The organism is Limosilactobacillus sp. (assembly GCF_022482365.1).
GTDB lineage: Bacteria > Bacillota > Bacilli > Lactobacillales > Lactobacillaceae > Limosilactobacillus.
This window is the reverse complement of the sequence record NZ_JAKVPE010000001.1, coordinates 1,592,349-1,615,556: the sequence shown is the minus strand read 5'-3', so window position 1 is coordinate 1,615,556 and position 23,208 is coordinate 1,592,349. Positions and strand designations below refer to the sequence as shown.

19 protein-coding genes and 1 tRNA gene are annotated in these 23,208 nt (G+C 53.3%); 6 read left to right on the top strand and 14 right to left on the bottom strand.

What is annotated here, in order from left to right; all coding sequences use genetic code 11:
• Positions 1-214: 214 nt before the first annotated feature.
• Positions 215-302 (top strand) — tRNA-Ser (locus LKE23_RS07560).
• A 106-nt stretch (positions 303-408) separates the two neighbouring features.
• On the opposite strand, the gene rihC is transcribed toward LKE23_RS07560, so the two are convergent.
• Both rihC and LKE23_RS07550 read right to left on the bottom strand, forming a co-directional pair.
• On the bottom strand, positions 409-1,317 hold the full coding sequence (gene rihC / locus LKE23_RS07555; RefSeq protein WP_291976754.1) for a ribonucleoside hydrolase RihC: 909 nt from the start codon (positions 1,315-1,317) through the stop codon (positions 409-411).
• A gap of 80 nt (positions 1,318-1,397) precedes the next feature.
• Positions 1,398-2,600 (bottom strand): NupC/NupG family nucleoside CNT transporter, encoded by a 1,203-nt coding sequence (locus tag LKE23_RS07550; RefSeq protein ID WP_291976753.1) that lies wholly within the window; start codon positions 2,598-2,600, stop codon positions 1,398-1,400.
• A 475-nt stretch (positions 2,601-3,075) separates the two neighbouring features.
• On the opposite strand from LKE23_RS07550, the gene LKE23_RS07545 reads away from it, so the two are divergent.
• Positions 3,076-4,065 (top strand): aldo/keto reductase, encoded by a 990-nt coding sequence (locus LKE23_RS07545; protein ID WP_291976752.1) that lies wholly within the window; start codon positions 3,076-3,078, stop codon positions 4,063-4,065.
• A 550-nt stretch (positions 4,066-4,615) separates the two neighbouring features.
• Here LKE23_RS07545 and LKE23_RS07540 read toward each other — a convergent pair.
• The 4 genes from LKE23_RS07540 to serS form a co-directional block, all read right to left on the bottom strand.
• Complete coding sequence (locus LKE23_RS07540) at positions 4,616-5,968, bottom strand: amino acid permease (protein WP_291976751.1); 1,353 nt, start codon at positions 5,966-5,968, stop codon at positions 4,616-4,618.
• 292 nt (positions 5,969-6,260) lie between these two features.
• Positions 6,261-7,004, bottom strand: a complete 744-nt coding sequence (locus tag LKE23_RS07535) for an amino acid ABC transporter ATP-binding protein (RefSeq protein ID WP_291976750.1) — start codon at positions 7,002-7,004, stop codon at positions 6,261-6,263.
• Between the two features lies 1 nt (position 7,005).
• Positions 7,006-8,466 carry an ABC transporter substrate-binding protein/permease gene (locus tag LKE23_RS07530; RefSeq protein WP_291976749.1) on the bottom strand — a complete coding sequence of 487 codons (1,461 nt, stop codon included), beginning with the start codon at positions 8,464-8,466 and terminating at the stop codon, positions 7,006-7,008.
• A 385-nt stretch (positions 8,467-8,851) separates the two neighbouring features.
• Positions 8,852-10,168, bottom strand: a complete 1,317-nt coding sequence (gene serS, locus LKE23_RS07525) for a serine--tRNA ligase (protein WP_291976748.1) — start codon at positions 10,166-10,168, stop codon at positions 8,852-8,854.
• Between the two features lie 347 nt (positions 10,169-10,515).
• Between serS and LKE23_RS07520 the strand changes: the two genes are divergently transcribed.
• The gene (locus LKE23_RS07520; RefSeq protein ID WP_291976747.1) at positions 10,516-11,283 is read left to right on the top strand and encodes an NADPH-dependent oxidoreductase; all 768 of its coding nucleotides are present in this window, start codon (positions 10,516-10,518) and stop codon (positions 11,281-11,283) included.
• A 60-nt stretch (positions 11,284-11,343) separates the two neighbouring features.
• Here LKE23_RS07520 and LKE23_RS07515 read toward each other — a convergent pair whose 3' ends face one another.
• From LKE23_RS07515 to LKE23_RS07505, 3 genes are read right to left on the bottom strand one after another with little or no spacing between them, the layout of a single operon-like run.
• Positions 11,344-12,273 carry an FAD:protein FMN transferase gene (locus tag LKE23_RS07515; RefSeq protein ID WP_434737593.1) on the bottom strand — a complete coding sequence of 310 codons (930 nt, stop codon included), beginning with the start codon at positions 12,271-12,273 and terminating at the stop codon, positions 11,344-11,346.
• A gap of 5 nt (positions 12,274-12,278) precedes the next feature.
• A complete protein-coding gene (locus LKE23_RS07510; protein WP_366512173.1) occupies positions 12,279-13,523 on the bottom strand; it encodes an NAD(P)H-dependent oxidoreductase in 1,245 nt (414 codons plus the stop codon).
• Complete coding sequence (locus LKE23_RS07505; protein ID WP_291976745.1) at positions 13,523-14,125, bottom strand: NADPH-dependent FMN reductase; 603 nt, start codon at positions 14,123-14,125, stop codon at positions 13,523-13,525. The genes LKE23_RS07510 and LKE23_RS07505 overlap by 1 nt, the downstream gene beginning before the upstream one ends.
• A 206-nt stretch (positions 14,126-14,331) precedes the next feature.
• Here LKE23_RS07505 and rlmD point away from each other — a divergent pair, with 206 nt between their 5' ends.
• Together rlmD and LKE23_RS07495 are read left to right on the top strand one after the other, a co-directional pair.
• Positions 14,332-15,735: a 23S rRNA (uracil(1939)-C(5))-methyltransferase RlmD gene (rlmD, locus tag LKE23_RS07500; RefSeq protein WP_291976744.1), complete on the top strand. Its 1,404-nt coding sequence runs from the start codon at positions 14,332-14,334 to the stop codon at positions 15,733-15,735.
• Positions 15,736-15,769: 34 nt separating this feature from the next.
• The gene (locus LKE23_RS07495) at positions 15,770-16,141 is read left to right on the top strand and encodes a HesB/YadR/YfhF family protein (RefSeq protein ID WP_291976743.1); all 372 of its coding nucleotides are present in this window, start codon (positions 15,770-15,772) and stop codon (positions 16,139-16,141) included.
• Between the two features lie 47 nt (positions 16,142-16,188).
• Here the strand turns inward: LKE23_RS07495 and LKE23_RS07490 are convergent, their stop codons facing one another.
• Genes LKE23_RS07490 through LKE23_RS07480 form a run of 3 tightly spaced genes read right to left on the bottom strand, consistent with a single transcriptional unit; the run spans position 16,189 to position 20,978 of the window.
• Entirely contained in the window at positions 16,189-17,871 is a 1,683-nt protein-coding gene (locus LKE23_RS07490) for an alpha-glucosidase (protein ID WP_291976741.1), read from the bottom strand.
• A 60-nt stretch (positions 17,872-17,931) separates the two neighbouring features.
• Complete coding sequence (asp1, locus tag LKE23_RS07485) at positions 17,932-19,434, bottom strand: accessory Sec system glycosyltransferase Asp1 (RefSeq protein ID WP_291976740.1); 1,503 nt, start codon at positions 19,432-19,434, stop codon at positions 17,932-17,934.
• On the bottom strand, positions 19,434-20,978 hold the full coding sequence (locus tag LKE23_RS07480; protein ID WP_291976739.1) for a glycosyltransferase: 1,545 nt from the start codon (positions 20,976-20,978) through the stop codon (positions 19,434-19,436). Before LKE23_RS07480 ends, asp1 begins: the two co-directional genes overlap by 1 nt.
• Before the next feature lie 133 nt (positions 20,979-21,111).
• Here LKE23_RS07480 and LKE23_RS07475 point away from each other — a divergent pair, with 133 nt between their 5' ends.
• Positions 21,112-21,516, top strand: a complete 405-nt coding sequence (locus LKE23_RS07475; protein WP_291976738.1) for a hypothetical protein — start codon at positions 21,112-21,114, stop codon at positions 21,514-21,516.
• 159 nt (positions 21,517-21,675) lie between these two features.
• On the opposite strand, the gene pyrR is transcribed toward LKE23_RS07475, so the two are convergent.
• Together pyrR and LKE23_RS07465 are read right to left on the bottom strand one after the other, a co-directional pair.
• Complete coding sequence (pyrR, locus tag LKE23_RS07470) at positions 21,676-22,212, bottom strand: bifunctional pyr operon transcriptional regulator/uracil phosphoribosyltransferase PyrR (protein WP_291976737.1); 537 nt, start codon at positions 22,210-22,212, stop codon at positions 21,676-21,678.
• Positions 22,213-22,369: 157 nt separating this feature from the next.
• Positions 22,370-23,164 carry a hypothetical protein gene (locus LKE23_RS07465; protein ID WP_291976735.1) on the bottom strand — a complete coding sequence of 265 codons (795 nt, stop codon included), beginning with the start codon at positions 23,162-23,164 and terminating at the stop codon, positions 22,370-22,372.
• Between the last annotated feature and the right edge of the window lie 44 nt (positions 23,165-23,208).

Genomic DNA, 23,208 nt, shown 5'->3' with positions numbered 1-23,208 from the left:
AACAACGATTGTTTCACGTACCCCACTACTGTACCGTAAATTGGTCCCCGTTTCAACCTCCATGCCGGGCGGGAAGGCGTTTTTCTTCATCTTAAATTGAGCAAGCGCTGGCTATTTTTCCGTTCTTTCAATACATATTTAAAAAATTAGTATTTTTATGACAAATGCGTTATACTATAAATGTTGAGGCGAGCAAGTGCCTGCCAATACTTTTGGAGAATTACTCAAGTGGCTGAAGAGGCGCCCCTGCTAAGGGTGTAGGTCGCGAAAGCGGCGCGAGGGTTCGAATCTCTCATTCTCCGTTGATAAAAAGGGATTGCAATTTGATTGCAGTCCCTTTTTTATTTGTCTAATAAATGCATTCAAAAAGAGGAAATCTACCTATTAGTAAATTTCCTCTTTAATAATTTAGTTCATCTTGCTGACTTCTTCTAAGAACCACTTGTTGAAGTAGTCGGCGTCAATGTCTACGCAAACTTCGGCGTTGGTCTTGCCATCGTGGTAGGCACCACGGATGTCACCGACCAGGGCACCGATGGCTGGGCCCTCAGTCTGAACGTCGACCCACATCTTCTTGGTCGTGAAGGCTTCTGGGTGAAGCAGGTAGAAGATGGTGTTAACGTCGTGCATTGGCCGTCCTGCTTCCGTCCCATCGTTGTAGTGGGTGATCAGAGCGTGCAGCATTTCACCGGTCTTGTTCAGCGTGGCCAGCTTGTCAATTGAGTCCTTGGTCAGCAGGGCCTTCAGGGTCACGTCCAGGCCAACCGTAACGATTGGAATGCCGGCATTGTACATGATCCGCGCAGCATCCGGGTCAGTGAAGACGTTAAATTCGGCAACGCTGGTCATGTTTCCGCCGGACAGGGAGCCACCCATGGCCACGATCTTCTTAATGTGGCTCTTTACTTCTGGGTACTGGCTGAACAGCAGGGCAATGTTGGTGTAGGAGCCGGTTGGCACCAGGATGACCTCATCTTCGGCCATGATGGCGTCGTGCAGGGCTTCAACGGCCGTCTTGTCGAGCGGCTTACCGTAATCGTCGCCGAAGTCGTAGCCGGGCATCCCTGATTCACCGTGAATCCGGGCGGCGTCCTCAAACGGCTTGATCAGTGGCTGCTCGGCACCAGCGGCCACCGGAATGTCCTTGCCAAAGAAGTGAACGATCTTTAAGGCGTTAGCGGTCGTCTTGTCGACGGTCACGTTCCCCGCAACGGCGGTGATCAGCTTCAAGTCGATTGCGGGATCATTGATGGCCATCGTCAGTGCGGCAGCGTCATCAATTCCCGGGTCAGTATCCATAATAATCTTCGTAGCCATAATTATTTCCTCCTTAGAAAATGCAAGCGTTTACGAATTGCTGGTTAAAAAAAGCAGCCCTAATAGCTGCTTTTTAGTTTTTACCAAACGAACAGACCAACAAAGGCTGCTGATAACAGGGATACCAGGATACCGGAAAGTAAGAGGTAACCAATGTTAGTAGCGATGTAGTCGTTATCTTCCTTGTTTGCCAGACCCTTGAAGGCACCGATGATCATACCAAGAGTACCGAAGTTGGCGAAGGAGGTAACGAAGACGGTCAGAACGGCCTTCAAGTGTTCTGGGTAGTGGTTGATCGCACCGGTAACCTTACCCATAACAACGAATTCGTTGGTAACCAGCTTCATCCCCATGTCCTGAGACAGCATCCATGCCTGGTGTACTGGCAGACCCAGCAGCCAGGAGAATGGGAACATGATGACACCCAGGATGCTTTCCAGGGACAGTGGCTTCCAGAACAGACCCAGGATCTTGTCGATCAGGGCAGCCAGGGCAACGAAGGCAATAACGTTGGCGATGATGATCAGAATCAGCTTACCAGCGCCCAGGATGGAGTCACCCAAGAAGCTGAAGAATGGTTCCTTCTTACCGTTGTCGGTAGCACCAACCTTTTCGATGGTGTCGTCTTCTGGAGCAACCTTAACTGGGTTCAGCATACTAGTAGCAATCAGCGAGTTCATGATGTTGATTGGAACGGCGGTCAGAATGTATTGACCAGGCATCATCAGAATGTATGAACCAAGGATTGAGGCGGTAACACAAGACATTGACATCATGGCCAGAGTCAGGTTACGTTCCTTGCTCATCTTCCGAATCTGCATACCAGAAACGGCCAGCACTTCAGTGTTCCCTAAGAACATCATTTCAACGGCAAAGAATGATTCGAACTTTGGTTGACCAGTAATGAATGAAAGTCCCCGTCCGATCCACTTGATGATCCATGGCAAGAAGCCAATGTAAGTCAAGATATCGAACAATGGAACAATCATCAGAATTGGCATCAGTGCCGAACAGATGAAGTTCAGGTTCTTAGTGTTGTACCAAGCACCCAGTGCAAAGACGGTCCCCTTTGCGGATACGTCAACGATCCAAACGAAACCGTCAGCGGCAGCCTTAACACCGGCACGTCCTGCGGCAGAACCAGTCAGGAACCATGCCAGGATAAGGTTAATAACAATCATAATACCAACCGTCTTCCAGTTGATGGCTTTGCGGTCCTTGGAGAAGAGCCAGCCAATCGCGAGGAACACAATCAGTCCCAGAATATTGATTGCGAGATACATGTTTACACCCCTTATAAAAAAGATAGAGAATTTTGTTGATCCCGCTCCTCAGAATTGAAAAATAATTGCTTTGTTTTGCGGGTCAACATTTGCGACATCTTTAGAATATCTTAAATACTCCCCCCTGTAAAGAAGAAATTATAACGTCATTTGTGAAATGAGATCGTTTACAAGGCAATTGAAATCGCTGTAACGTTTTACTTACGGCACTTTTTGGCACTAATCCTAGTAAAAGTCCTATTTCACAAAAGCCAAAAAGTTTTTGTAAGCGGTGTCAGTCGTTAACAAAAAAGAAGAGAAATTGCCGCCAAGTTGGTAGTAATTTCTCCGCCCCTGCCAAGGAACCTCATTATAGTAACTCTACCGGCCAGGATCAATAAATTTCTTAAGAATCGGCCAGATTGCTTCGCCCATTCCCCTGACTACGATATAATAGAGATATGGCAAGAAAGCGCTTACGAAAGGAGACTAAAAGATGGATAAGTCAAAATTAGTACAAATTGGTCACTCTGACGTTTATGCAACCCCACTGGGCCTCGGAACCAACGCGGTCGGCGGCTACAACCTCTTCCCGAACCTCAAGGATGAAGACGGTCGGGAGCTCGTCCGTGCCGGTCTCGACAGTGGCATCACTCTGCTGGACACCGCCTTTGTTTACGGGCTCGGCCATTCCGAAGAGTTGGTCGGTCAGGTTTTGAAGGAATACGACCGGAGCAAGATTGTCCTCGCTACCAAGGGGGCCCAAGACTTCTCTACCGGCGAACAGGTTATTGACAACAGTCCTGAATTCTTGACGGACCAGGTCAACAAGAGTCTGGAACGGCTGCAGACCGACTACATCGACATCTACTACATCCACTTCCCAGACCACGACACTCCGAAGGCCGAAGCGGTCGGTGCCCTGCAAAAGCTCAAGGAAGCCGGCAAGATCCGGGCCATTGGGATCTCCAACTTCAGCCTGGACCAAATCAAGGAAGCCAATGCCGATGGTTACGTTGACGTCGTCGAGGACGAGTTTAGTCTCCTCCACCAGGACCACCTGACCGAGGGAATGCTTGACTACCTGCACGAGCACCAAATCAGCTTTGTTCCATACTTCCCACTGGCATCAGGCCTTTTGACCGGTAAATATGACCACCACATCGACTTCCCAGCCGATGATATCCGGAGTCAGATTGCCGACTTCAGTGAGCCACGGTTCAGCAAGGTTCTCCAGGCCGTCGACGTTATCCGGCCAATTGCCGCTGCCCACCAGGCAACGGTTGCCCAAACCGTCCTGGCTTGGTACATGCAGAATCCACTGATCTCCGTTGTAATTCCGGGGGCCAAGCACGCCGATCAGGTCAAGGCCAACGCCAAGGCCATGGACGTAAAGCTGACCGAAGAGGAATACCAAATCATCGAAAAGGCCTTCGAGGGCTTCAAGAACACGACGAGTGGCAAGTCATTGGCCGATCCAGACTAAGGGTATTTCCCGGGAAATAAATTATTATCAAAAACAACCGCGGGCTAGGACTTAGCTCGCGGTTGTTTTTATCCACAAAAAAACGGAGACAATCGAATGTCTCCGTGCTTCCGAATGGAAAGATGTCGGCCACCTGTTAATGTATCAAGATCCGTTATTGTGTCTTTATCTGCAGTTCTTTCGCCTATGTGAAGAACCCTTACAGCTTATAATCATTTAGGTTGTAGATATGGCCACTAATTTTAGCTAACATACTTTTCAAGGAAACTAAAGCGTTTCATGTGGAGTGGGGTGTTGTTAATTATCATGTAAAGCCATTTTAATTAACTAGCTTCAAAGTAGTTTATTATGAGAAGATGTTCGTATCAAAAGGGCCAATCACCTTTCCACATCTTTAGTATAGTAGATCAGTCCAAAAAGTTCAAACAAACCGCGTCGTACCGGTGATGGTTGCGGTTTCATAATCTAGACATTTTTCAGTGCTTTACCGGTTTATTAAATCAATTTTGAACTGTTTTAGCTAATTTTGCTTACTATATTATCCAAAAATTTATTTTTCTTTTTTGGTAAAGAATCCGTAACCTACCGCCAGGATAATAAAAATGGCGGTCGTGATCAGCAGCGGCACCCGGGTCGAGTCGATAAACAGCAGAATTACCAGAATCGCCAGGAAAAAGGCGATCGTCAGCCAGCTGGTCAGCGGGTAGCCCGGCATCTTGAAGAAACTGACCCCGGCCGGGTGCTGGCGGCGAAACTGGATATGGGCCCAGAGGATGATCAACCAGGTAAAGATAAAGGTAATCGTCGAGATGCTGGCGATCATGTCAAAGATTCCCGCCGGCATGATGTAGTTCAGGATTACCGTGATGAACAGGATCAGGGACGAAAAAGTCAGCGCATTGTTCGGCACCGCCTTGGCACTCAGCTCACCGAACCGCCGGGGAGCATTTCCGCCCCGGGCCAGTGAGTAGAGGGACCGGCTGGTACTAAAGATGGCACTGTTAGTGGCCGACATAGCCGCCGTCAGCACAACGAAGTTCAAAATGGCCGCCGCACCCGGCACCCCGATGGCCGCAAAGACCTGGACAAAGGGACTGGAGGTCGTCTTGATCTGGTTCCACGGGTAAATCGCCATCAGGGCAATCATGGAACCGATGTAGAACAGGCCGATCCGAACCGGCAGGGTGTTGATGGCCTTGGGAATATCCTTGTTCGGGTTCTTGGTTTCACCGGCCGTCAAACCAACCATTTCAATGCCGACAAAGGCAAAGACGACCATCTGAAAGGACATCAGAAAGCCCCGCGGTCCGGTTGGGAAGAAGCCTCCGTGGTTGACCAGATTCGCCAGTGAAACCGGCCGCCCTGCCACCGAACTATGCAGGACGATCAGGATAATACCGACTGCAATCAGGGCCAGGATCGCCAGCACCTTAATCATCGAGAACCAACTCTCTAGCTCCCCGAACAGGCCGACGTTGACCATGTTGACCAGCATCAACAACACCACGATCACAAGCGGGCCCACCCACTGCGGCAGGCTTGGGAACCAGTACTTGAGGTAGATCCCCGTCGCGGTCAGGTCGGCCATCGCCAGCGTCAGCCAGCAGGCCCAATACATCCAACCGGCAACGAATTCCATCCGGTCACCCAGGTATTCCTTGACCGAATCGATGAAGGAGTGCTTGGTCATGTCGGCCAAAATTAATTCCCCGAGGGCCCGCATCATGAAGAAGCAAAAGATGCCGACGATCAGGTACGAGAGAATGATCGATGGGCCGGCCTTATGAATCGCCGAACCGGATCCCAGGAATAACCCGGTCCCGATCGCCCCACCGATGGCAATCATTGTCACGTGGCGGCTCTTCAGTGAGCGTTCAAGTTTTTGCTGCTGTTCTTTGTCCATTGTCTTCTCTCCTCTCAAATTTTCTGAAACGAAAAAACGTCCCTGGTACATCTAAGTACCAGGGACGTTTTTACACGCGGTTCCACCCATCTTCACGGTCATCTGACCGCCTCTTCAGTCGATAGTGGAACCACCCATTCACCGTTTCTGCCATTTGGCTGGCCCCGGCTCTCAGCTAATACCGGGTTCTCTGTTTGCCAACCTTTATTAGAAGTTACTCATAATTATAATGATTTTCCCACCAAAGTCAAACAATTTGTGACAATCAGGAAAATTAGTTCTGCTTTTACTCTTAAACATTCAGGACCTTGTCCAGGAAGTTCTTGGTGTCGGGGTGCTGCGGATGCTCGAAGATCTGGTCCGGCGTCCCTTGTTCCCGAATGTTGCCGTCGTGGAAGAAGACAACCCGGTCCGCCACCTGCTTGGCAAAACCCATTTCGTGGGTAACGACGATCATCGTCATCCCCTGCTTAGCCAGGGTCTTCATTACGCCCAGCACGTCACCGACCATTTCGGGGTCGAGGGCACTGGTTGGTTCATCGAAGAGCATCACGTCTGGCTTCATCGCCAGGGCCCGGGCAATCGCCACCCGCTGCTTTTGCCCACCGGAGAGGGTCTGCGGGTTGACGTTGGCCTTTTCCTTTAAGCCAACCAGGTCGAGGTAGTGCATGGCTTCCTTTTCGGCCTCTTCCTTGGTGGCCTTACCCAATTGGGTTGGCGCCAGAGTGATGTTTTCCAGGACCGACATGTTTGGAAAGAGGTTGAAGTGCTGGAAAACCATCCCGATATTCTGCCGCACCTTGTTGATGTCCACCTTCGGATCGGCAATATCGTAACCGTCAACGTAGACGTGCCCACTGTTTGGTTCTTCCAGCTTGTTAATGCAGCGCAGGAAGGTCGACTTCCCGGAACCGGACGGACCGATCATGCAGACCACTTCGCTCGGCTTAACGTTCAGACTCACTCCTTGCAAGACATCGTTGGCCCCGTAACTCTTGTGCAGATCTTTAATTTGAACTTTGTATTGCGCATCCATATTAATCCATCCTCTTCTGTACGTAATTCGATAACCAGGTCAGTAAGGTAATGATGATGATGTAGATTACCGCAATGATCGTCCACATCCGGAACCCTTCCATGTTCTGGGAAATGATGACGGTCCCGGTCTGGGTTAATTCCATCAGCCCGATCGCGGAAAGAATCGAGGTATCCTTCAGGGTGATGATGAACTGGTTAACCAGTGATGGCACCATCAGCTTGAATCCTTGCGGCGCGATAACCTTGATCAGAGCCTTGCTGTAAGGCAGCCCCAGACTCCGGGCCGCTTCCCACTGGCCGACGTTGACGGATTCAAATCCACCCTTAACGATCGCACCGATGTAGGCCCCTTCGTCAAAGGTCAGGGTTAAGATCCCGGCAAGGAAGAGTGGCACCTTGTGGCCAATCACGTTTGGCAACCCCATGTAGATGAAGAATGCCAGCACGATCATTGGAATCCCCCGGAAGATGTAGATCAGGGTACTGGAGAGACCGTTAGCGAACTTGTTTTCGACAACCCCGAGGACCCCGAGGATAATCCCGAAGATCATGGCGAAGATGATCCCGACAATCGTCAGCTTCAGCGTCATCCACAGTCCGGACAGCAGGGCACTCTTGTTAGCCTTCAGGAGCCCCATAATCGTGTGGGCCTGAGTTGAATTCTTCGTGGTAGCCTTGCTCTTCGTGTACTTGTTGATGATCTTCTGCATCCGGCCAGTCTTCTTCATCCAGGTAATCCCGTCGTTGATCTTGGCCTGCAGTTCCTTGTTTTGACCCTTCTGGAAACCAATGGCAACCGGCTGGGCGTCGATTGGCTTCTTGGTAACGATCTTGAGGTCAACCCCCTGCCGGATCCCGTATTGAAGAACTGGACCATCATCGAAGGTTGCCGCGGCGTTCCCGTTCTTGACATCGTTCCACATCGTGTTTGAGGAATCGAAGTACTTAATCTTGTAACCGTATTTCTTCTGGTTCTTCTTCAAGAAGAGGGCGGCACTGGTTCCGGACTTGGCGGAAACGGTCTTGCCACGCAGCTGCTTCAATGACTTGATCTTGCTGTTCTTGGCAACGGCCATCATGACCCCATCGGTGTAGTACGCCTTGGAGAAATCGTACTTTTGCTTCCGCTCGTTAGTGACACTCATCCCGGCCATGACGGCATCAACCTGGCCACCTTCCAAGGCTTGCAGGTCCCCGTTGAAGCTCATTGACTTGAACTGGTACTTGAAGTGTTCGTGCTTAGCAATCTGCTGAAGCATTTCAATTTCGATCCCGGGGTTCTTCCCAGAATAGCCGCCCTTGCTGTCCTGCATTTCGAACGGGGCAAAGGTTCCGTTGGTGGCAAAGGTGTAGGTCTGATCAGCGGAGGCGGATTGCGGTTCGACAATCAGCCACCCGACCACGATTGCCACAACTGCAATCAAGCTGGCAATGAATTTTTTCCAACTCTTCTTCCGCATACTACCGACTCCTTTTTTCTAATCAAATTTTAACGTTGATAATACCTTATCATCTGCAAAAAAAGAAGTGAAGACTTTTAAGCCATATCCGTAATAATCCAAGATGAAACCGGTTTAAATGATGATTTAAGAAGCAGGAAGCATAATTTTCTTATTTAAATTAAGCAGTTCATTTAGTGAAAATAATCACTCTTATTTATTTTTAATCTTTACGATTTAAAAAGAAGATTCCCGTAGTAAAACGGAAATCTTCCTTTTATTTTGAATACTAATATAAAAAGATAACGTGGAAATAACCGTGGGGCTAGTGTCTAGCTACGGACGAAAGCCGACGCCTTCAGCGCCGACTCCCGTCCTAGGCTAGCCATACGCCCCACTTTGATGGTTATTCCCACTCACTTTTTTTCTTATTCCGGAACGGAACCGCATTTTCCTTCGTAATCTTGGTAACGCCGTGCATGTACGGTACCAGGACCTCCGGAATCGTGACGGAGCCGTCTTCATTCTGGTAGTTTTCCAGGATGGCAGCCACGGTCCGGCCGACAGCCAGGCCGGAACCGTTCAGGGTGTGGACGTAGTGAAGCTTACCGTCCGCATCCCGGTACTGGGTGTGCATCCGCCGCGCCTGGAAGTCCAGACAGTTGGAGCAGGATGATACTTCCCGGTACTTGTTCTGGGCAGGCATCCAGAGTTCGAGGTCGTGGGTCATTGAGGCCGTAAAGCTCATGTCACTGGTGGTCAGCGTGATGACGTGGTACGGCAGGCCCAGTTTCTTTAAGATGTTCTCGGCGTTGGCGGTCATCTTTTCGAGTTCGTCCCATGAGTCCTCGGGCTTGGTGTACTTCACCATTTCAACCTTGTTAAACTGGTGCATCCGGATCAGCCCCCGGGTGTCCCGACCAGCGGCCCCGGCTTCGGACCGGAAGCACGGCGTCAGCGCAGTCACGTAGACCGGCAGTTCGGATTCTGGAATGATGTCGCCGCGGTAGTAGTTAGTCAACGGCACTTCGGCGGTTGGGATCAGGGTCATGTCCTCACCGTTAACCTGGTAGACCCCTTCCTTGAACTTCGGGAACTGACCAGTCCCGTACATTGACTGGGCATTAACAATGTACGGCGGCAGAACTTCGGTGTAGCCGTCCTTCATGTGTTCGTCGAGCATGAAGTTATAGACGGCCCGTTCCAGCTGGGCACCCAGGCCAAGGTAGTAGACAAAACGCGCACCGGAAACCTTCCGCGCCCGGTCGAAGTCGAGGATCCCCAGGTTCTCACCAACATCCCAGTGGTGCTTTGGTTCGAAGTCAAAGTCCCGAATCGTGCCGACCTTGCGCAGTTCCACGGAGCCTTCCTCGGTCAGGCTGACTGGAACGCCGTCGTGTGGCACGTTTGGCAGGTGGGCCATCTTGTCATGCAGTTCGGCATCGTTAGCTTCAACCTGGTCATCAAGGCCCTTGATCTTGTCCCCAAGTTCCCGGGTTTCCTTGATGGCCTCGTCGGCGGACTCACCGTTGCGCTTGGCTTCACCGATCTTCTTGGAAGCGGCGTTACGCTGGGCCTTCATCGTTTCCACTTCCTGCAACAGATCGCGTCGCTTTTGGTCCAATTCCAGGACCTCGTCAATTTCTTCGGCCTTAACGCCCCGGGTTGCTAATTTTTGCTTGAAAAAGTCGGGGTCTTTGCGAATCTTCTTAATGTCTAACATTGTTAAAAACCTCCAATAAAAAGAGCCATTTCGTCTCCAATATTTTGGGACGAAATGGCTCTTAGTTCCGCGGTACCACCCAAGTTTGACAAAATTGTCACCCTCGTGGTAGATAACGGCTACCAACCGTGCGGCATTACCCGCCCACATTTACCTGCACCGGAGTTTCGATCAACCGCTCACACCAGCCGCGGCCTCTCTGGACGATCTACTTGAAATGCATTCGTGTTTCTTATTGCCACTATCATATTACATCCTGTTCATTTTAGCAACAAGGGGAAACCAAATTTGCATTTCCCGGGAAATACTGCCCATAATAAAGTTAAATCTAGTAAGGAGGCCTTTTTATGATTCATAATTCCACCATTGACCACCAACTCAACCACCGCTCAATTCGGGCGTTCAAGCCACAAGCGCTCAGCCAAGAGCAGCTGACCACCCTGTACGAGGTTGCCCGCCACACTTCGACCAGCAACTACTGGCAGGAGTTCAGCATCCTTCACGTGACCGATGAAAAGAAAAGGGCCGCGATTCGCCAGCTGGGCAAGCAACCCTACATCGGCAAGAACGGCGACCTCCTGATCTTCCTGGTCGACATTTTCCGCAACCAACGAATTCGCCAGGACAACGGGAAGGACGACGGCCGCCTGCACACCGCCGACGTCTTCCAGCAGGCCGTCGAAGACACCGTATTGGCCGTCCAAAACACCCTGGTCGCCGCCGAAAGCATGGGACTGGGCGGCGTGATCCTTGGTTCAATCAAGAATGATCCGGTCGAGCTGGTTAAGATCCTCGACCTGCCGAAGATGGTCTTCCCGCTGCTGGGCCTCCAGGTCGGCATTCCGGATCAGGAGCCGCAATTAAAGCCTCGGCTGCCACTCGACCAGCTGGTCTTTGAAAATGACTACAATCGCGACTTTCACGCCAGCGACCTCAAGGACTATGATGCTGAGGTGACCCAGTACTACGACCTGCGTGACGCTAATCGGCGGATCGACTCCTTTACCCATCAAATCTGCGGACCAAAGCTGGACCGTCAGGAAAGCAGTCGGGACAAGCTGCCAGTTGCTCTTCAACAGCAGGGACTCGCCCTGGATTGGAACGAAGAAGAATAATTCAATCATTAAAAACGGGGCACTGAACCAGTCAAATGGATTCAGTGCCCCGTTTTGTCGTTAAATTCCCACGTTTTCCACGTGTTCGTCATTATGAATGAAGACCGCTGCCCGGTTGCCGGGGCGGTGCAGCCAGCCGGGAATTGGCCGGCCGTTGAAGAAGAGACGCTTGGCCTCGATCTCCCCCAGCACCGACTGGTCGGTAAAGACGGTCACGCTGCTGAGGTCGGTTTTCAGCGGGTAACCCGTCCGCGGATCAATCAGGTGGTGGTAGCGGTGCCCATCTTTAATTAGGAACCGTTCGTAGATGCCCGACGTCACCGCCGAGCAGGCCGGCTGACGGACAATCTCCATGTTTTCGCCGCGGTGCAGCTGCGGGTCCTGGACGCCAATGTTCCACTGACCGTCCGCACGCCGGGGAGAGGAACCAACCATGACCAGGTTGCCCCCGAGGTTGATGATCCCTGCCGTCACCCCATGGGCTTCCCAAAAGGCGCGGACCTGATCGGCAATGTAACCCTTGGCAATCCCGCCGAGGTCCAGTTCCATCCCCGCCTGCCTAAGGTAAACGGACCGACGGGTGTCGTCGAGTTCAACCTGGAAGGGGTCAATTAACTGCAGGCGTTCCTGAATGTCCCGGTCCGCCGGCACGTTGGCACCTTGAAAGCCGATCTTCCAAAGCTTCACCAGGGGGCCGATCAGGGCGTTAAAGCCGAAATTCTCCCGGCTGTAGTGCACCGCCATTTTAATCAGGTCATAGGTCGAAGGCGACACCACCCGGGCTCCCTGTCCGGCGGCGTGGTTGACGTCCATCACCTCCGACTGGTCCCGGTTGACCGTCAGTCGGTCCTCAAAGCCGTCGATCAGGTCCATCGATGACTGGAGCAGGTCGCAAAACTGGTCCCCAAAGACCGTCAGCACGATCCGCGTCCCCAGAGCGTGGTGGGTCAGCGAATGGACCTGGCTGGCCAATTGCTCATTCACAGCCATGGTGCTTAGTTTTCGGAAGCACCGGTCGTGGCGTCCGCGGCTTCATCGTCGGCGTCCACGCTACCGGATTCGGAAGCGCCGGTGGAGGCGTCGGCGTCATCATCCGCGGCCACGTCCGGGTCAGTTGCCGTTTCATCGGCACCCTCGTCGCTGGATTCGGAGGCACCGGTCGTGGCATCCGCGGTTTCGGTGACCGGAGCGGCAGCGGTCTCCGCGGAAGCTTCGTGCTTAGAAGCACCGGTCGTGGCATCGGCACCCTTGTCCCAAGCCCCATTTTCAAAGAGGTTGAGGATGTATTCCACGTTCCCGGTGAATTCGATGGTACCGAGGTAGTGACCATCAACGTCACGCAGGGCGTAGTATTGGATCAGGGAGCGGTGACCGTGCATCCACAGCGGCCGGGTCACAACGTCGCGCTTGCCATCCCGGAAGCTGTTGATGATGCTCATGACCCCCGGAACGGCCTTCGGTGGGTGGCATTCCGTTACCGGTTCGTTCAGCGAAGCCACGTCCCGAACGTGCTCCCGGTTTGGCTTGTCCGAGAACCAGCTGAAGTTGTCGGAGCTGTCGATGAGGTCAATCTCGAACGGAATCGTACTGAAGATCTGCTGGACCTCCTTTAAGGACAGCCGTCCGGTTGGAAACTTGATATAGGCATCGCTAATACTTGGTTGCTTGATCGGCATCGTTACTTCCTCCTCGTCCACGTGTTGAAAGACTTGAATGTATTCAATAAAATTGGTAAAGCATTTTTCCAGGTTGTCCCGCATTCCCGGATCGATCAGCCGACCGTCCTCGGAAAAGACGTGGGTGGCGCCACCGATCAGCACCTCGTTGCCGGGGAGCAGGTTGGTGTTGCAGTCTGGGGAAATCAGGATCTGGCGCATCTGCACTTGGGAGCGCGCCGAAGCCTGGCGACCGTAGGAAACTCCCACGACCATCACTGGCTTGCGGTCAAGCACCTTGGTGTGGTAGGACAGCCATTCAACGGCACTCTTCAGGGCGGCCGGAATGCCGTGGTCGTATTCCGGCGTGGAGAAGATCACCCCGTCGGCCGCCTTGACTTTCTGCTTGAGCTTCCAAACCTCGGTTTGCTCTTCTAGCGGCACGTCAACCCCAAACGGTGGCAGCTTGCTGATTTCGTAGAGCTCGATGTCCGCCATCTGCTTGAAGTGCTTCTTCATGAACTTCAGCAGTAAACGGTTGTAAGAAAAGTTGGCATTCGTCCCAACTAACGCTAAGATCTTCATCATTTGTCCTTTGCCGCCTCCTTCTGGTCCTCTGCGGCCGTTGCCTGGTCCGCAACCATCTTGTTGATTGCCCGGGCGTAAACCTTAAAGTCGTCAATGCACTTGTCGAGGAACTTGACCGTCATCTCATCGTTGATCTTGCCATCCTCATCGATGACATTGGCCGCGTCACTCATGAAAAACTCATTTCCCTGGTAAACCTGGGCGTTCACTCCCGGTGAAATCAGGATGTCCCGGAGCTGAACCTGGGAACGGGACGAGCCCTGCTCATGGGTGGATGCACCCACGATTAGGACCGGCTTGTTTTCCAGCGGGTGTACCTCGTATGACATCCATTCCACCACGCTCTTTAGGGCTGAGGTGATCGAGTGGTTGTATTCGGGGCTAGCGATAATGACCGCGTCAGCCGCGTTGACCCGTTGATCCAGGTCGGCGATGATTTCCGGCGCCTTCCCCTTGTAGTTTTCGTTAAACATCGGTACCTTGCGAATGTCAATGACGTCGACCTCATCCGTGTCCCGGTACTGGTCGGCGATAAATTCCAGCAGCATCCGGTTGTAGGAATGGTTGGCATTGGAACCGGCAATTGCAGCAATCTTCAAGATCTGTCACTTCCTTCAATTATTTATGCAGCATTTCACAGGTCCATTCTACTATATTTTGCCGGTTAGCAACACGGATTATTAGTAAATATTTGGTTTATTAAGCATTTTGCAAGTATTTGGTTATAAAAGCAGCTGTGAGAATGAGGATGGTGAACGGTCTGTGCTAAAATAGGGGCACATCATCAAGAGAACGGAGAAATACCATGAACAAACACAGTCAAACAACTACTTCCGTCGCCGTCAGCGTTGGCGACCGCTTCCCGCTGAGCATTAAGCGGCTCGGCGTCAACGGTCACGGGATCGGCTACTTTAAGCACAAGGTCTGCTTCGTCCCCGGCGCCCTGCCCGGCGAGATCGTCGTTGCCGAGGTCACGAAGGTCATGCCCCGCTACCTGGAGGCTAAGATCCATCGTCTTCGCAAGGCCAGCCGGCACCGGGTCCAGCCCCGGGATGCCTATGCCGACGTGGCCGGCGGGTTTGAACTCGAAAATTTGGCCTACTCGGAACAATTAAAGTTCAAGCGCCAGGTGGTAATCGATAGCCTGGCCAAGTTCCAGCCCTACGGTTATCGCAATTACGACGTCCGGCCGACGATTCCGGCACCGGCCGAGTATGGCTACCGCAACAAGGCCCAGTTCCAAGTGCGAATGATTGACGGCCACGTTGCCGCTGGGCTCTACAAGCCCGACAGCCACGACCTGGTTGACATGGAAGAGTGCGCCGTCCAGATGCCCCACACCATGAAGGTTATCCGGACCGTCGTGCAGCTGATTGAACAGCTCCAAATCCCCGTTTATGACGAAAAGGCCAACAGTGGGATCATCAAGACCCTGGTCGTGCGCGAATCCTGGGCCACTGGAGAACTCCAGCTGACCTTCATCACCAATACCCCGAAGCTAATCCACAAGCGCCAGCTCCTGGAGGCCATCCATGATCAGCTGCCCGAGGTGGTCTCAGTCATGCAAAACGTCAACCCCGGCGATACCCCGCTGGTCTGGGGTGACCAGATGATTCACCTGGCCGGCAAGGAAACGATCACCGAGAGCCTGATGGGCCTGGACTTTAACCTGTCCGCCCGCTCCTTCTTGCAGCTCAACCCGGAACAGACCGAAACCCTCTATGAGGAGGCGGCCACGGCCCTGGAACTGTCGCCCGACGACACCCTGATCGACGCCTACGCCGGGATCGGGACGATTGGGCTTTCCCTGGCCTCCCGGGTCAAGACGGTCCGGGGGATGGAAATCATCCCCGAGGCGGTCGCCGATGCCAACGCCAATGCCGAGCGCAACGGGATTACCAACGCTCACTATGAGGTCGGCAAGGCGGAAGACCTGATGCCCCAGTGGGAACATGATGGCCTGCACTTTGACGCGTTGGTCGTCGATCCGCCACGGGCCGGGCTCGACGAGGGATTAATCAAGGCAATCCTCGCCGCCAAGCCAAAGAAGTTCGTCTACGTTTCCTGCGGGATGGCTTCCTTGGCCCGCAACCTGCGCCGGCTGACCAGCGTCTACCACGTGGACTATATCCAACCGATCGATATGATGCCGCAGACCGCCCGGTGCGAGGCCGTCGTCAAGCTCTCACTGCGGGAAGCCCAAAAGTAAGGTCATGCCTTGACTTAGAAAGGAGGGAGCACCCGTGCAGCTAATCATCACCGCTGCCGCCGACCAGTGGTTTCGGCAACACTTTAATCTCCAAGCAGGTGCTGGGGTCAGGTTCTTCGGCAAGACGACCCAGCCCCACCACGTTCAGCACGGTCCACACCAGGGATTTGCCCGGGAAGATGACCTGACAAATTCAGCACTGACGGTGAAAAGAGATGGCGTCAACTACCACATCAATTTCAGCGATGGCTGGTTCTTCTCCGGCCTGACGACCACGGTCGACCTGGACCCGGCCGCTCAGAAAATCGTCTTCCGCTTCCGCTACGAGGGTCAGGACCCGTCAAGCACCCAGGATGTGGACGCGGTCACCGGTGCCTCGAGCAAGTTTGAGGATTATTGGGAATGAAATACAAAAACGTTCTGATTGCCTGCGTCAGAACGTTTTTTTGCATCTTAATATTGGTAAACCTTCGCCTCGTACGGCCGGATTGTGTCCCCCTGGTCGTCAGCGTAGTTGCTGATCAGCAATTTGGCCGTGTCCGGCACGGCATAATGACGACTGACGGTTTGGGCCGTGTAGTTCAGAATGACCAGCAGGGTAGTTTCCTTGTCCTGCCGGGTATAGGCAAAGACCTGCTCGTCAGAATCATTACCCGCTACCAGCGCATAACGGCCGTCGGTAATCACCGGCAGGGCGTGGCGGAGCTTGATCAGCTTTTGGTAGTAGTAAAAGACCGAGTTCGGGTCGGCCAGGGCCTGGGCCACGTTGATCTGCCGATAGTTGCCAGCCAGCTTCTCCCAGGGCTGATGGGTGGAAAAGCCGGCGTAGCGCTGGTCGTTCCACTGCATCGGTGTCCGGGCATTATCCCGTGAGTGCATTGCCAGGTACTTCAACATCGTCGGACCGTCAAGCAGGTGCTGCTCCTCGACCAGCTGGCGGTAGGCATTGCGTGATTCCAGGTCGACATAATCATCAAGCTTGGTGAAACCGGCGTTGGTCATGCCGATTTCCTCCCCCTCGTAAATGTAGGGGGTCCCCTGCATGAAGTGGGTCATCGTCGCCAGCATCTTGGCCGACTTGACCCGGTAATCCTCAGTCGAGTCATCCCCAAAGCGGGAAACCACCCGGGGCTGGTCGTGATTGTTCCAGTAAAGGGCGTTCCAGGCCTGACCAGCCAATTCCGCCTGCCACTTGGTCAGGTTGGCCCGCAGATCGGCCAGGCGGGGCTTCTGGTCGTTCCACTTGGTGAGGGCCGGGTTCGGGTTGGCATCGAGGTTCATGTGCTCAAACTGGAACACCATGTTGAGCTCCTGGTTGTGCAGGTCGGCGTACTTCTTCGCATCGGCGGGCGTCACGTTGGGCGTCTCGCCCACCGTGACCATCTTGTGCTTGCTCATGACCTGCCGATTCATCTCCCGCAGGTATTCGTGAACCCGGGGACCGTTGGGAACAAAGCCCTCCACGTTGGCATACTTCTCGTCAGTGCGCTGCGGCCCATCCGGCAGGCCCGCCGGCTTTGAAATCAAGTTGATGACGTCCATCCGGAAGCCGTCGACACCCTTGTCAGCCCACCAGTTCATCATGTCAAAAACACGCTGGCGAACTTGCGGATTTTCCCAGTTCAAATCCGGCTGCTCGGGCGCAAAGAGGTGCAGATAGTACTGGTTAGTCTTTGAATCATACTTCCAGGCCGGGCCGGAGAAGTAGGAGCCCCAGTTATTCGGTGCCTGGCCATCCCGACCATCGCGCCAAATGTAAAAGTCACGGTAAGGATTGTCCTTGCTCTTGCGCGACTCCAAAAACCAGGGATGCTGATCGGAGGTGTGGTTGACGACCAGGTCCATGACCAGCTTCATCCCCCGCTGGTGCAGGCCGTCCAACAGTGCGGTGAAGTCAGCCATCGATCCCAGAGTCGGGTTGATCGCCTGGTAGTTGCTGATGTCGTAGCCGTTGTCCACCTGGGGCGACTCGTAGATTGGGTTCAGCCAGACGATGTCGACGCCGAGCTTTTGCAAGTAATCCAGTCGGTTGATGATCCCCCGAAGGTCACCGATCCCATCGCCATTGCTGTCCTGAAACGACTTTGGATAGATCTGATAGACAACCGCGTTCTTCCACCAATGCGTATTCTTCATGATTTTAATCGTCCTTTCGAAAAATGGGGCTCCCGTGCTGGTGCCCCATTTTCAAATTCATTATTTATTTTCCACAACTGGTGCCCATTGCCGCCAGGTTGCTTCGTTGCTGATGGCGTCCAAGTGAGCATAAGCCCCGTTGCTCAGGCTCTGCAGCTGTTTTGGATCCTTCAGCAGGGAAACCAGGGTGGCAATAAACTTTTCCTGATTGTTCAACGGAATTAATTCCCCGTTGACTCCGGACTCAACCATCCCGGCCGGACCGTAAAGGTAGTTGTAGCTAACCACCGGAACCCCGTGACTCAGGGCCTCGCCCATGGCCAGTGGCTGGGCGTCGATCCGGCTGGTGTCAACGAACAGCTGGGCCTGGTCGTAAGCCTGCTGCAGATTGACCTGGTAGCCGGCGAAGGTCACCGCATCATCCAAGCCGGCCTGCTTGACCTGATCCTTGTAACGCTGAACATCGGCGGGTGCCCCGTAACCGTAAAGCGTCAACCGAGCCGTTGGCGTCTGCTGGTGAACGCCAGCGAAGATGCTGATCAGCTGACTGATCTGCTTGTCTTCACCCAGCCGGCCAACGTAAATCAGCTGGCCAGGCGTCCGCTTGTTCATATTGATCCGCTTCAGTGGCTGCTTGACCGGAACCCCGTTGATCGCCAAGATCGGGGCCTTCTTGCCAAGCCGCTTCCGCAGGTTGTGTGCCTGCTGTTCGGTCATCACGATGATGCCATCCCACTTCTTCAGGTTCGTGGTGAACGGATCCTGCAGCATCCCGTTCATTGGGCCGTTCAACAGATCCTGACCGTCGTTGACGTGGTTGATTGGCAGCCACAAGTATCTTCTGGCATCGTCAACCTTCAGGACCGGTTGGATAGCCATGGCCGGCCGATCAGCGATAAAGGTGTTGGTGCCGTCGGTCGACTTGTTGAGCTCGTTTAAGAAGAAGACGTAAAGGTCGTCAATGGTATCGAAGTAGTAGTCCTTCCCCTGGTAATCCCGCAAAACGTTCAGCGAGTTGATTGGGGTGTTCTGGACGGATTGAACGTAGTAGCGCTCCATGTAGCAGGTGCCATCCGGACGGTAGTAACGTTCAAAGTGGGTCTGGCCGTTTTGGCCGAAGAATTGATCCACCGCCTTGTAGCCCCGCAGGTCATAGCGTTCCCGCAAGGTCATGTTGCCGGCCGGATCATACCAGTCGACACGATCGACCTGGCCGACTGTTCCGCCGACGAAGAATACCTGGGCCACCAGCCGCTGACCGTCCATCACGTCACGGGAGTTGTTCCCCGTCCCAACCTGGTAGTCAAACGGCAGGTGCAGATCTTCCGTGTGCATCATTTGTCCCTGGTAGTCAATTGTTCCGGCAAAGAAGTCAAACATGTTGACCAGCTGGCTGTCATCCAGGCCAAAGCGTCGCAGGGTGGCGTGGATAATCGGGTCAAAGTCCCGGGTGACCAGCTTAGCCGCGGTGTGGTTGGCCTTGAACAGCTTGAGGCGCTTGATCTCCGCGTGTTCAACGCTGGAGTTGCTACTCAGTAGGTATTGATTGACAAAGAAAAACACTATTTATTGGCCTCCTTTTCGTTCATGTCATCGATAATCTTCTGCCAGAGCTTCATCACGCTCGGCTCCGAGTAGCGATAGCTGTCCTTGTAGGCGTTTTGACTCATCTGGGCCAGACGCTTCTGATCCGTCAGCAGGCTGATGACCGCCTTTGCCAAGCCATCAATGTCACCGTTTTGCGTCAACAGGCCGTCCTGACCGTCGATGATAACGTCGCTCGGGCCGTACTTAACGTCGTTGGCAATGGCCGGCAGCCCGTGGGCACCAGCCTCAACCAGGGCAATCGACAGCCCCTCGACCCGGGTCGGCAGGACCATCAGCTGGGCCTCGTCATCAACCTGACCAACGTTGGTCGTGTAGCCACGGAAGTGAACTGACTTCTCCAGGCCCAGATCCTTTACCTGTTTCTTGAGCTTCTCGTCGTAGTTGTCGTTGGCGTATCCCCACAGATCCAGGGTGGCGTCAGGAACGGCCTTCAGGATTTGTGGCCAGGCCGCGATGATGTGCTCCTGCTGCTTTTCTGGTGAGAGCCGCGCCACCGTTACAACGTGGTGGAGCTTCCGCTTTTCAAACGGCACGTGCTCGGCATTGATGGTTTCGTTGGAAACAATCGCGCTCGGTACCCGGAAAATTGGGGTGCCGTACTTGCCGAACCGATCCCGAACGTCATCCTGCTGCTGCGGCGTCAGGGCAATGACCCCGTCCCAGTCCTTGATGTGGCGCAGGCCCCATTCGTAGTTGTAGTTCAAAGTGGAATGCAGCATGTCCTCGTTGTGGTTAACGTGGTCGTTGTGCAGCTGCATGTAGCGGGCCACCCGATTCTTCATGTGGAGGACGGACCAACCGTTCTCGTAGACCCGGTCGACGATGATCCCGACCGGCCCGTCACCGCAGATTTCTTTGTCGGTGACCAGCTGGTCTAAGAAGAAGGCTGATAATTCGTCCAGACCCGTGAATTGGTAATCCTGACCGTGGTAGTCAAACAGGTGGTAGGTCTTGACCTCTTGTCCCCGCTTATCCTTCAAGTGGGCCAGCTGAAGGGCCAGCTTACCATTCGGCTGGAAGTAGTTTTCGGTGGCAATGTTGCCTTGCCAGTCGTAAACTTGTTCCACGGAAATAAAACCACGGATGTCATACCACTTTACGTTGAGCAGCTTGCCAAAGTGGTCAAAGTACTGCAGGTTAATAATGTGCTTTTTAGCATCATTGCGCCGCCGAACGTACAAAATCTGGTGGCCGTTGCGCGTGTAGACGTAGTTATTGCCGTCACTCTTGCGCTGCCAGTCCGCATCGATCTGGACGTCCTTGATAGTCACGTCCTTTGGCTTAACGATCCGGGCATTCTGGAAGTAGTCAAATAAGTTGACGAAGTCTTCATCGGCAATTCCAGCGTGCTTCGTTACTTGGTGCAATTCGTTGGAATACTGCCGAGTGACGATCATCGCCGGTTGCTTAAAGTGATTGAACAGGTTCAAACGCTGTATCTGCGTGTGTTCAATTCCGGACTTGTTTTCTTGAATGCCGTCATTTAGAAAGAATAGCATTTGTCGATCCCCTTTTCTTGTTTCACAAGTTGAGTTTACCATATTTTACCAATACTGACGACACCCGATATTGTAGGAGAAAACGTCCGTTTGTGTTATGATTAAAGTCTAATAGGAAAGAAGTGGAAGAGATATGCAAAACCCATTTGGCAACAATAATGATAATGACCAAAACCCGTTTAACCTAAATAATCTCCCCCTCCCACCAAACTACGCGAAGATCGTCAATGATCAGGGGGACATCCGAATCGCCAAAGTCGGCTTTTCCTGGACGACCCTTTGGTTTGGTCCCCTACCGGCACTCTTCCGTGGGGACTACTACAACTTCATCTTGATGATCGTCCTCGACATGGACTACGCCCTCGTGGCCCTTTTCTTCGGTTGGACCTGGATGATCCAGTTCCCGTGGCCGTCAATTTTCTTTGGCTTTTTCTACAACATGATGTACTTCAAGCACCTCTTTAACCGAGGTTACCGCCCGGCCGACCAGCGTTCCCGTGAACTGCTGACTAGGACCCGTTATTGGCGGGAAAAATGAAAAAAGTGATCGAGAAATTCTCGATCACTTTTTTAATAACGTGGAAAATAACCGTGGGGCTAGTGTCTAGCTACGGACGAAAGCCGACGCCTTCAGCGCCGACTCCCGTCCTAGGCTAGCCATACGCCCCACTTGATGATTATTTCCCACTCACTTTATTTAAGCATGTTCAATTGTTACGTCTTCGTGGCCATCGTATTCCTCAACCGCCACGTGCACCGTCTCGTTCATGGCCGTTGGGATGTTCTTGCCCACGAAGTCCGGCCGAATTGGCAATTCCCGGTGACCCCGGTCAACCAGGACGGCCAGGGAAATTCGCTTTGGCCGACCCATGTCCATCAAGGCATCTAAGGCGGCCCGCACCGTCCGACCGGTGAAAAGCACGTCATCGACTAAGATCACGTGCTTGTCGGTGATGTCCACGTCAAGCTGATCGGTCTTAACGGTCGGTTCCCGGTGATGGTCAGGAACGTGGCGGTCATCCCGGTAGAGGGAGACGTCCAGCGCCGCCACCGGCACATCAACGTTTTCAAGCTGGTTGAGCCGCTTGGCCAAACGTTTGGCCAGGTAGACACCGCGGGTCTTGATCCCAACAAAGACCAGGTTTTCAACCCCTTTGTTCTGCTCGATAATTTCGTAGGTGATTCGGGTCAGAGCCCGCTGCATGCTTGATCCATCAACAACTTCGTGTGCCATCTTCGCCAACTCCTTCTTTCTTTAATCAAAAAGCCCTTCTCCCGGTCGAACACCAAAAGAAGAGCGCAACTTTCTGCCGTGCCTTCATGACCTCGCAGGACCATTTTAAAGGTAATTAAGACTATTTTAAGGTGCCACGGCAACCCTGTCAATTCTGTTATTCCGCAAACTTGTCCATCCAATTTTGAACCATGCTGGTAATGTTGGCCCAGATCTCCTTGAAGCCGTCCTGGTGCCTCAATTCGTTGACAATCTGCGTCCCGTTGTCCGGATCCTGCCGTACCTGTTCAATCGTGTTGTTGACCTGATTGAGCTGGTTCTGGGTGGTCGAGCTGCTGGTCTGGTTGGCCAGCTGCTGGTTCTTGTTTTCAATCTGGTTCAGCCGCTGGTTGAGGGCCGCCTGATCCTGATCCTTTTGGTACTGCTTGGCCGCGCCTTTCAGCTCCGCCACCTGGTTGGCCAGCTTTTGGTTATCGCCGCTGAGCTTGTCGATACTGCTGGAATTCTTCTCGATCTGGCTGCTCTGCTGGCTGTTGTTGGCCGCCTGCTCGGCCTGCTGATTGTGGTGGCTGACCAGGGCCCAAATGACGCAGAGAACCACGACGACTGCCAGCAGGCTCCACAACCAGCCACGGTGCTTGCGCTGCACCGGGGCGGCCGGGGTCGTTGTCGTCTGCTGGTTAGCTTGATTGCGCATTGGCCGGACGTTTAAAGTCACGCTCTCCTGGGCGGTCTGGCCGGTCGCGTCCATCACGCTGACTAGGACCGGGTACTCCCCTTCTTGGTTAATGTTGACCTGGGTCAGGTTAAATACAACCTGACTGGTCAGGTCTGTCCCGTCGCTGGCGGTGGCGTGAACGCCGAGCTGCTGCTTTAAGTCTTCCTGGTTAATGGTCTGCCCCAATGGCCAGTCAAGGTACTGGCGGACAGTCGTGATCGTCAATGCTGCCATTATGTCCCACTCCAATTATCTTTTCTTTAATTGTACCACCCCGG

Excerpts from the sequence above, each read along its gene's own strand:
- LKE23_RS07540 (WP_291976751.1), bottom strand. The coding sequence starts at position 5,968 with ATGGACAAAGAACAGCAGCAAAAACTTGAACGCTCACTGAAGAGCCGC.
- LKE23_RS07510 (WP_366512173.1), bottom strand. The coding sequence starts at position 13,523 with ATGAAGATCTTAGCGTTAGTTGGGACGAATGCCAACTTTTCTTACAAC.
- LKE23_RS07490 (WP_291976741.1), bottom strand. The coding sequence starts at position 17,871 with ATGAAGAATACGCATTGGTGGAAGAACGCGGTTGTCTATCAGATCTAT.
- LKE23_RS07475 (WP_291976738.1), top strand. The coding sequence starts at position 21,112 with ATGCAAAACCCATTTGGCAACAATAATGATAATGACCAAAACCCGTTT.
- LKE23_RS07520 (WP_291976747.1), top strand. The coding sequence starts at position 10,516 with ATGATTCATAATTCCACCATTGACCACCAACTCAACCACCGCTCAATT.
- LKE23_RS07515 (WP_434737593.1), bottom strand. The coding sequence starts at position 12,273 with ATGGCTGTGAATGAGCAATTGGCCAGCCAGGTCCATTCGCTGACCCAC.
- rlmD (WP_291976744.1), top strand. The coding sequence starts at position 14,332 with ATGAACAAACACAGTCAAACAACTACTTCCGTCGCCGTCAGCGTTGGC.
- LKE23_RS07545 (WP_291976752.1), top strand. The coding sequence starts at position 3,076 with ATGGATAAGTCAAAATTAGTACAAATTGGTCACTCTGACGTTTATGCA.
- LKE23_RS07465 (WP_291976735.1), bottom strand. The coding sequence starts at position 23,164 with ATGGCAGCATTGACGATCACGACTGTCCGCCAGTACCTTGACTGGCCA.
- LKE23_RS07550 (WP_291976753.1), bottom strand. The coding sequence starts at position 2,600 with ATGTATCTCGCAATCAATATTCTGGGACTGATTGTGTTCCTCGCGATT.
- LKE23_RS07480 (WP_291976739.1), bottom strand. The coding sequence starts at position 20,978 with ATGCTATTCTTTCTAAATGACGGCATTCAAGAAAACAAGTCCGGAATT.
- pyrR (WP_291976737.1), bottom strand. The coding sequence starts at position 22,212 with ATGGCACACGAAGTTGTTGATGGATCAAGCATGCAGCGGGCTCTGACC.
- LKE23_RS07535 (WP_291976750.1), bottom strand. The coding sequence starts at position 7,004 with ATGGATGCGCAATACAAAGTTCAAATTAAAGATCTGCACAAGAGTTAC.
- rihC (WP_291976754.1), bottom strand. The coding sequence starts at position 1,317 with ATGGCTACGAAGATTATTATGGATACTGACCCGGGAATTGATGACGCT.
- LKE23_RS07530 (WP_291976749.1), bottom strand. The coding sequence starts at position 8,466 with ATGCGGAAGAAGAGTTGGAAAAAATTCATTGCCAGCTTGATTGCAGTT.
- serS (WP_291976748.1), bottom strand. The coding sequence starts at position 10,168 with ATGTTAGACATTAAGAAGATTCGCAAAGACCCCGACTTTTTCAAGCAA.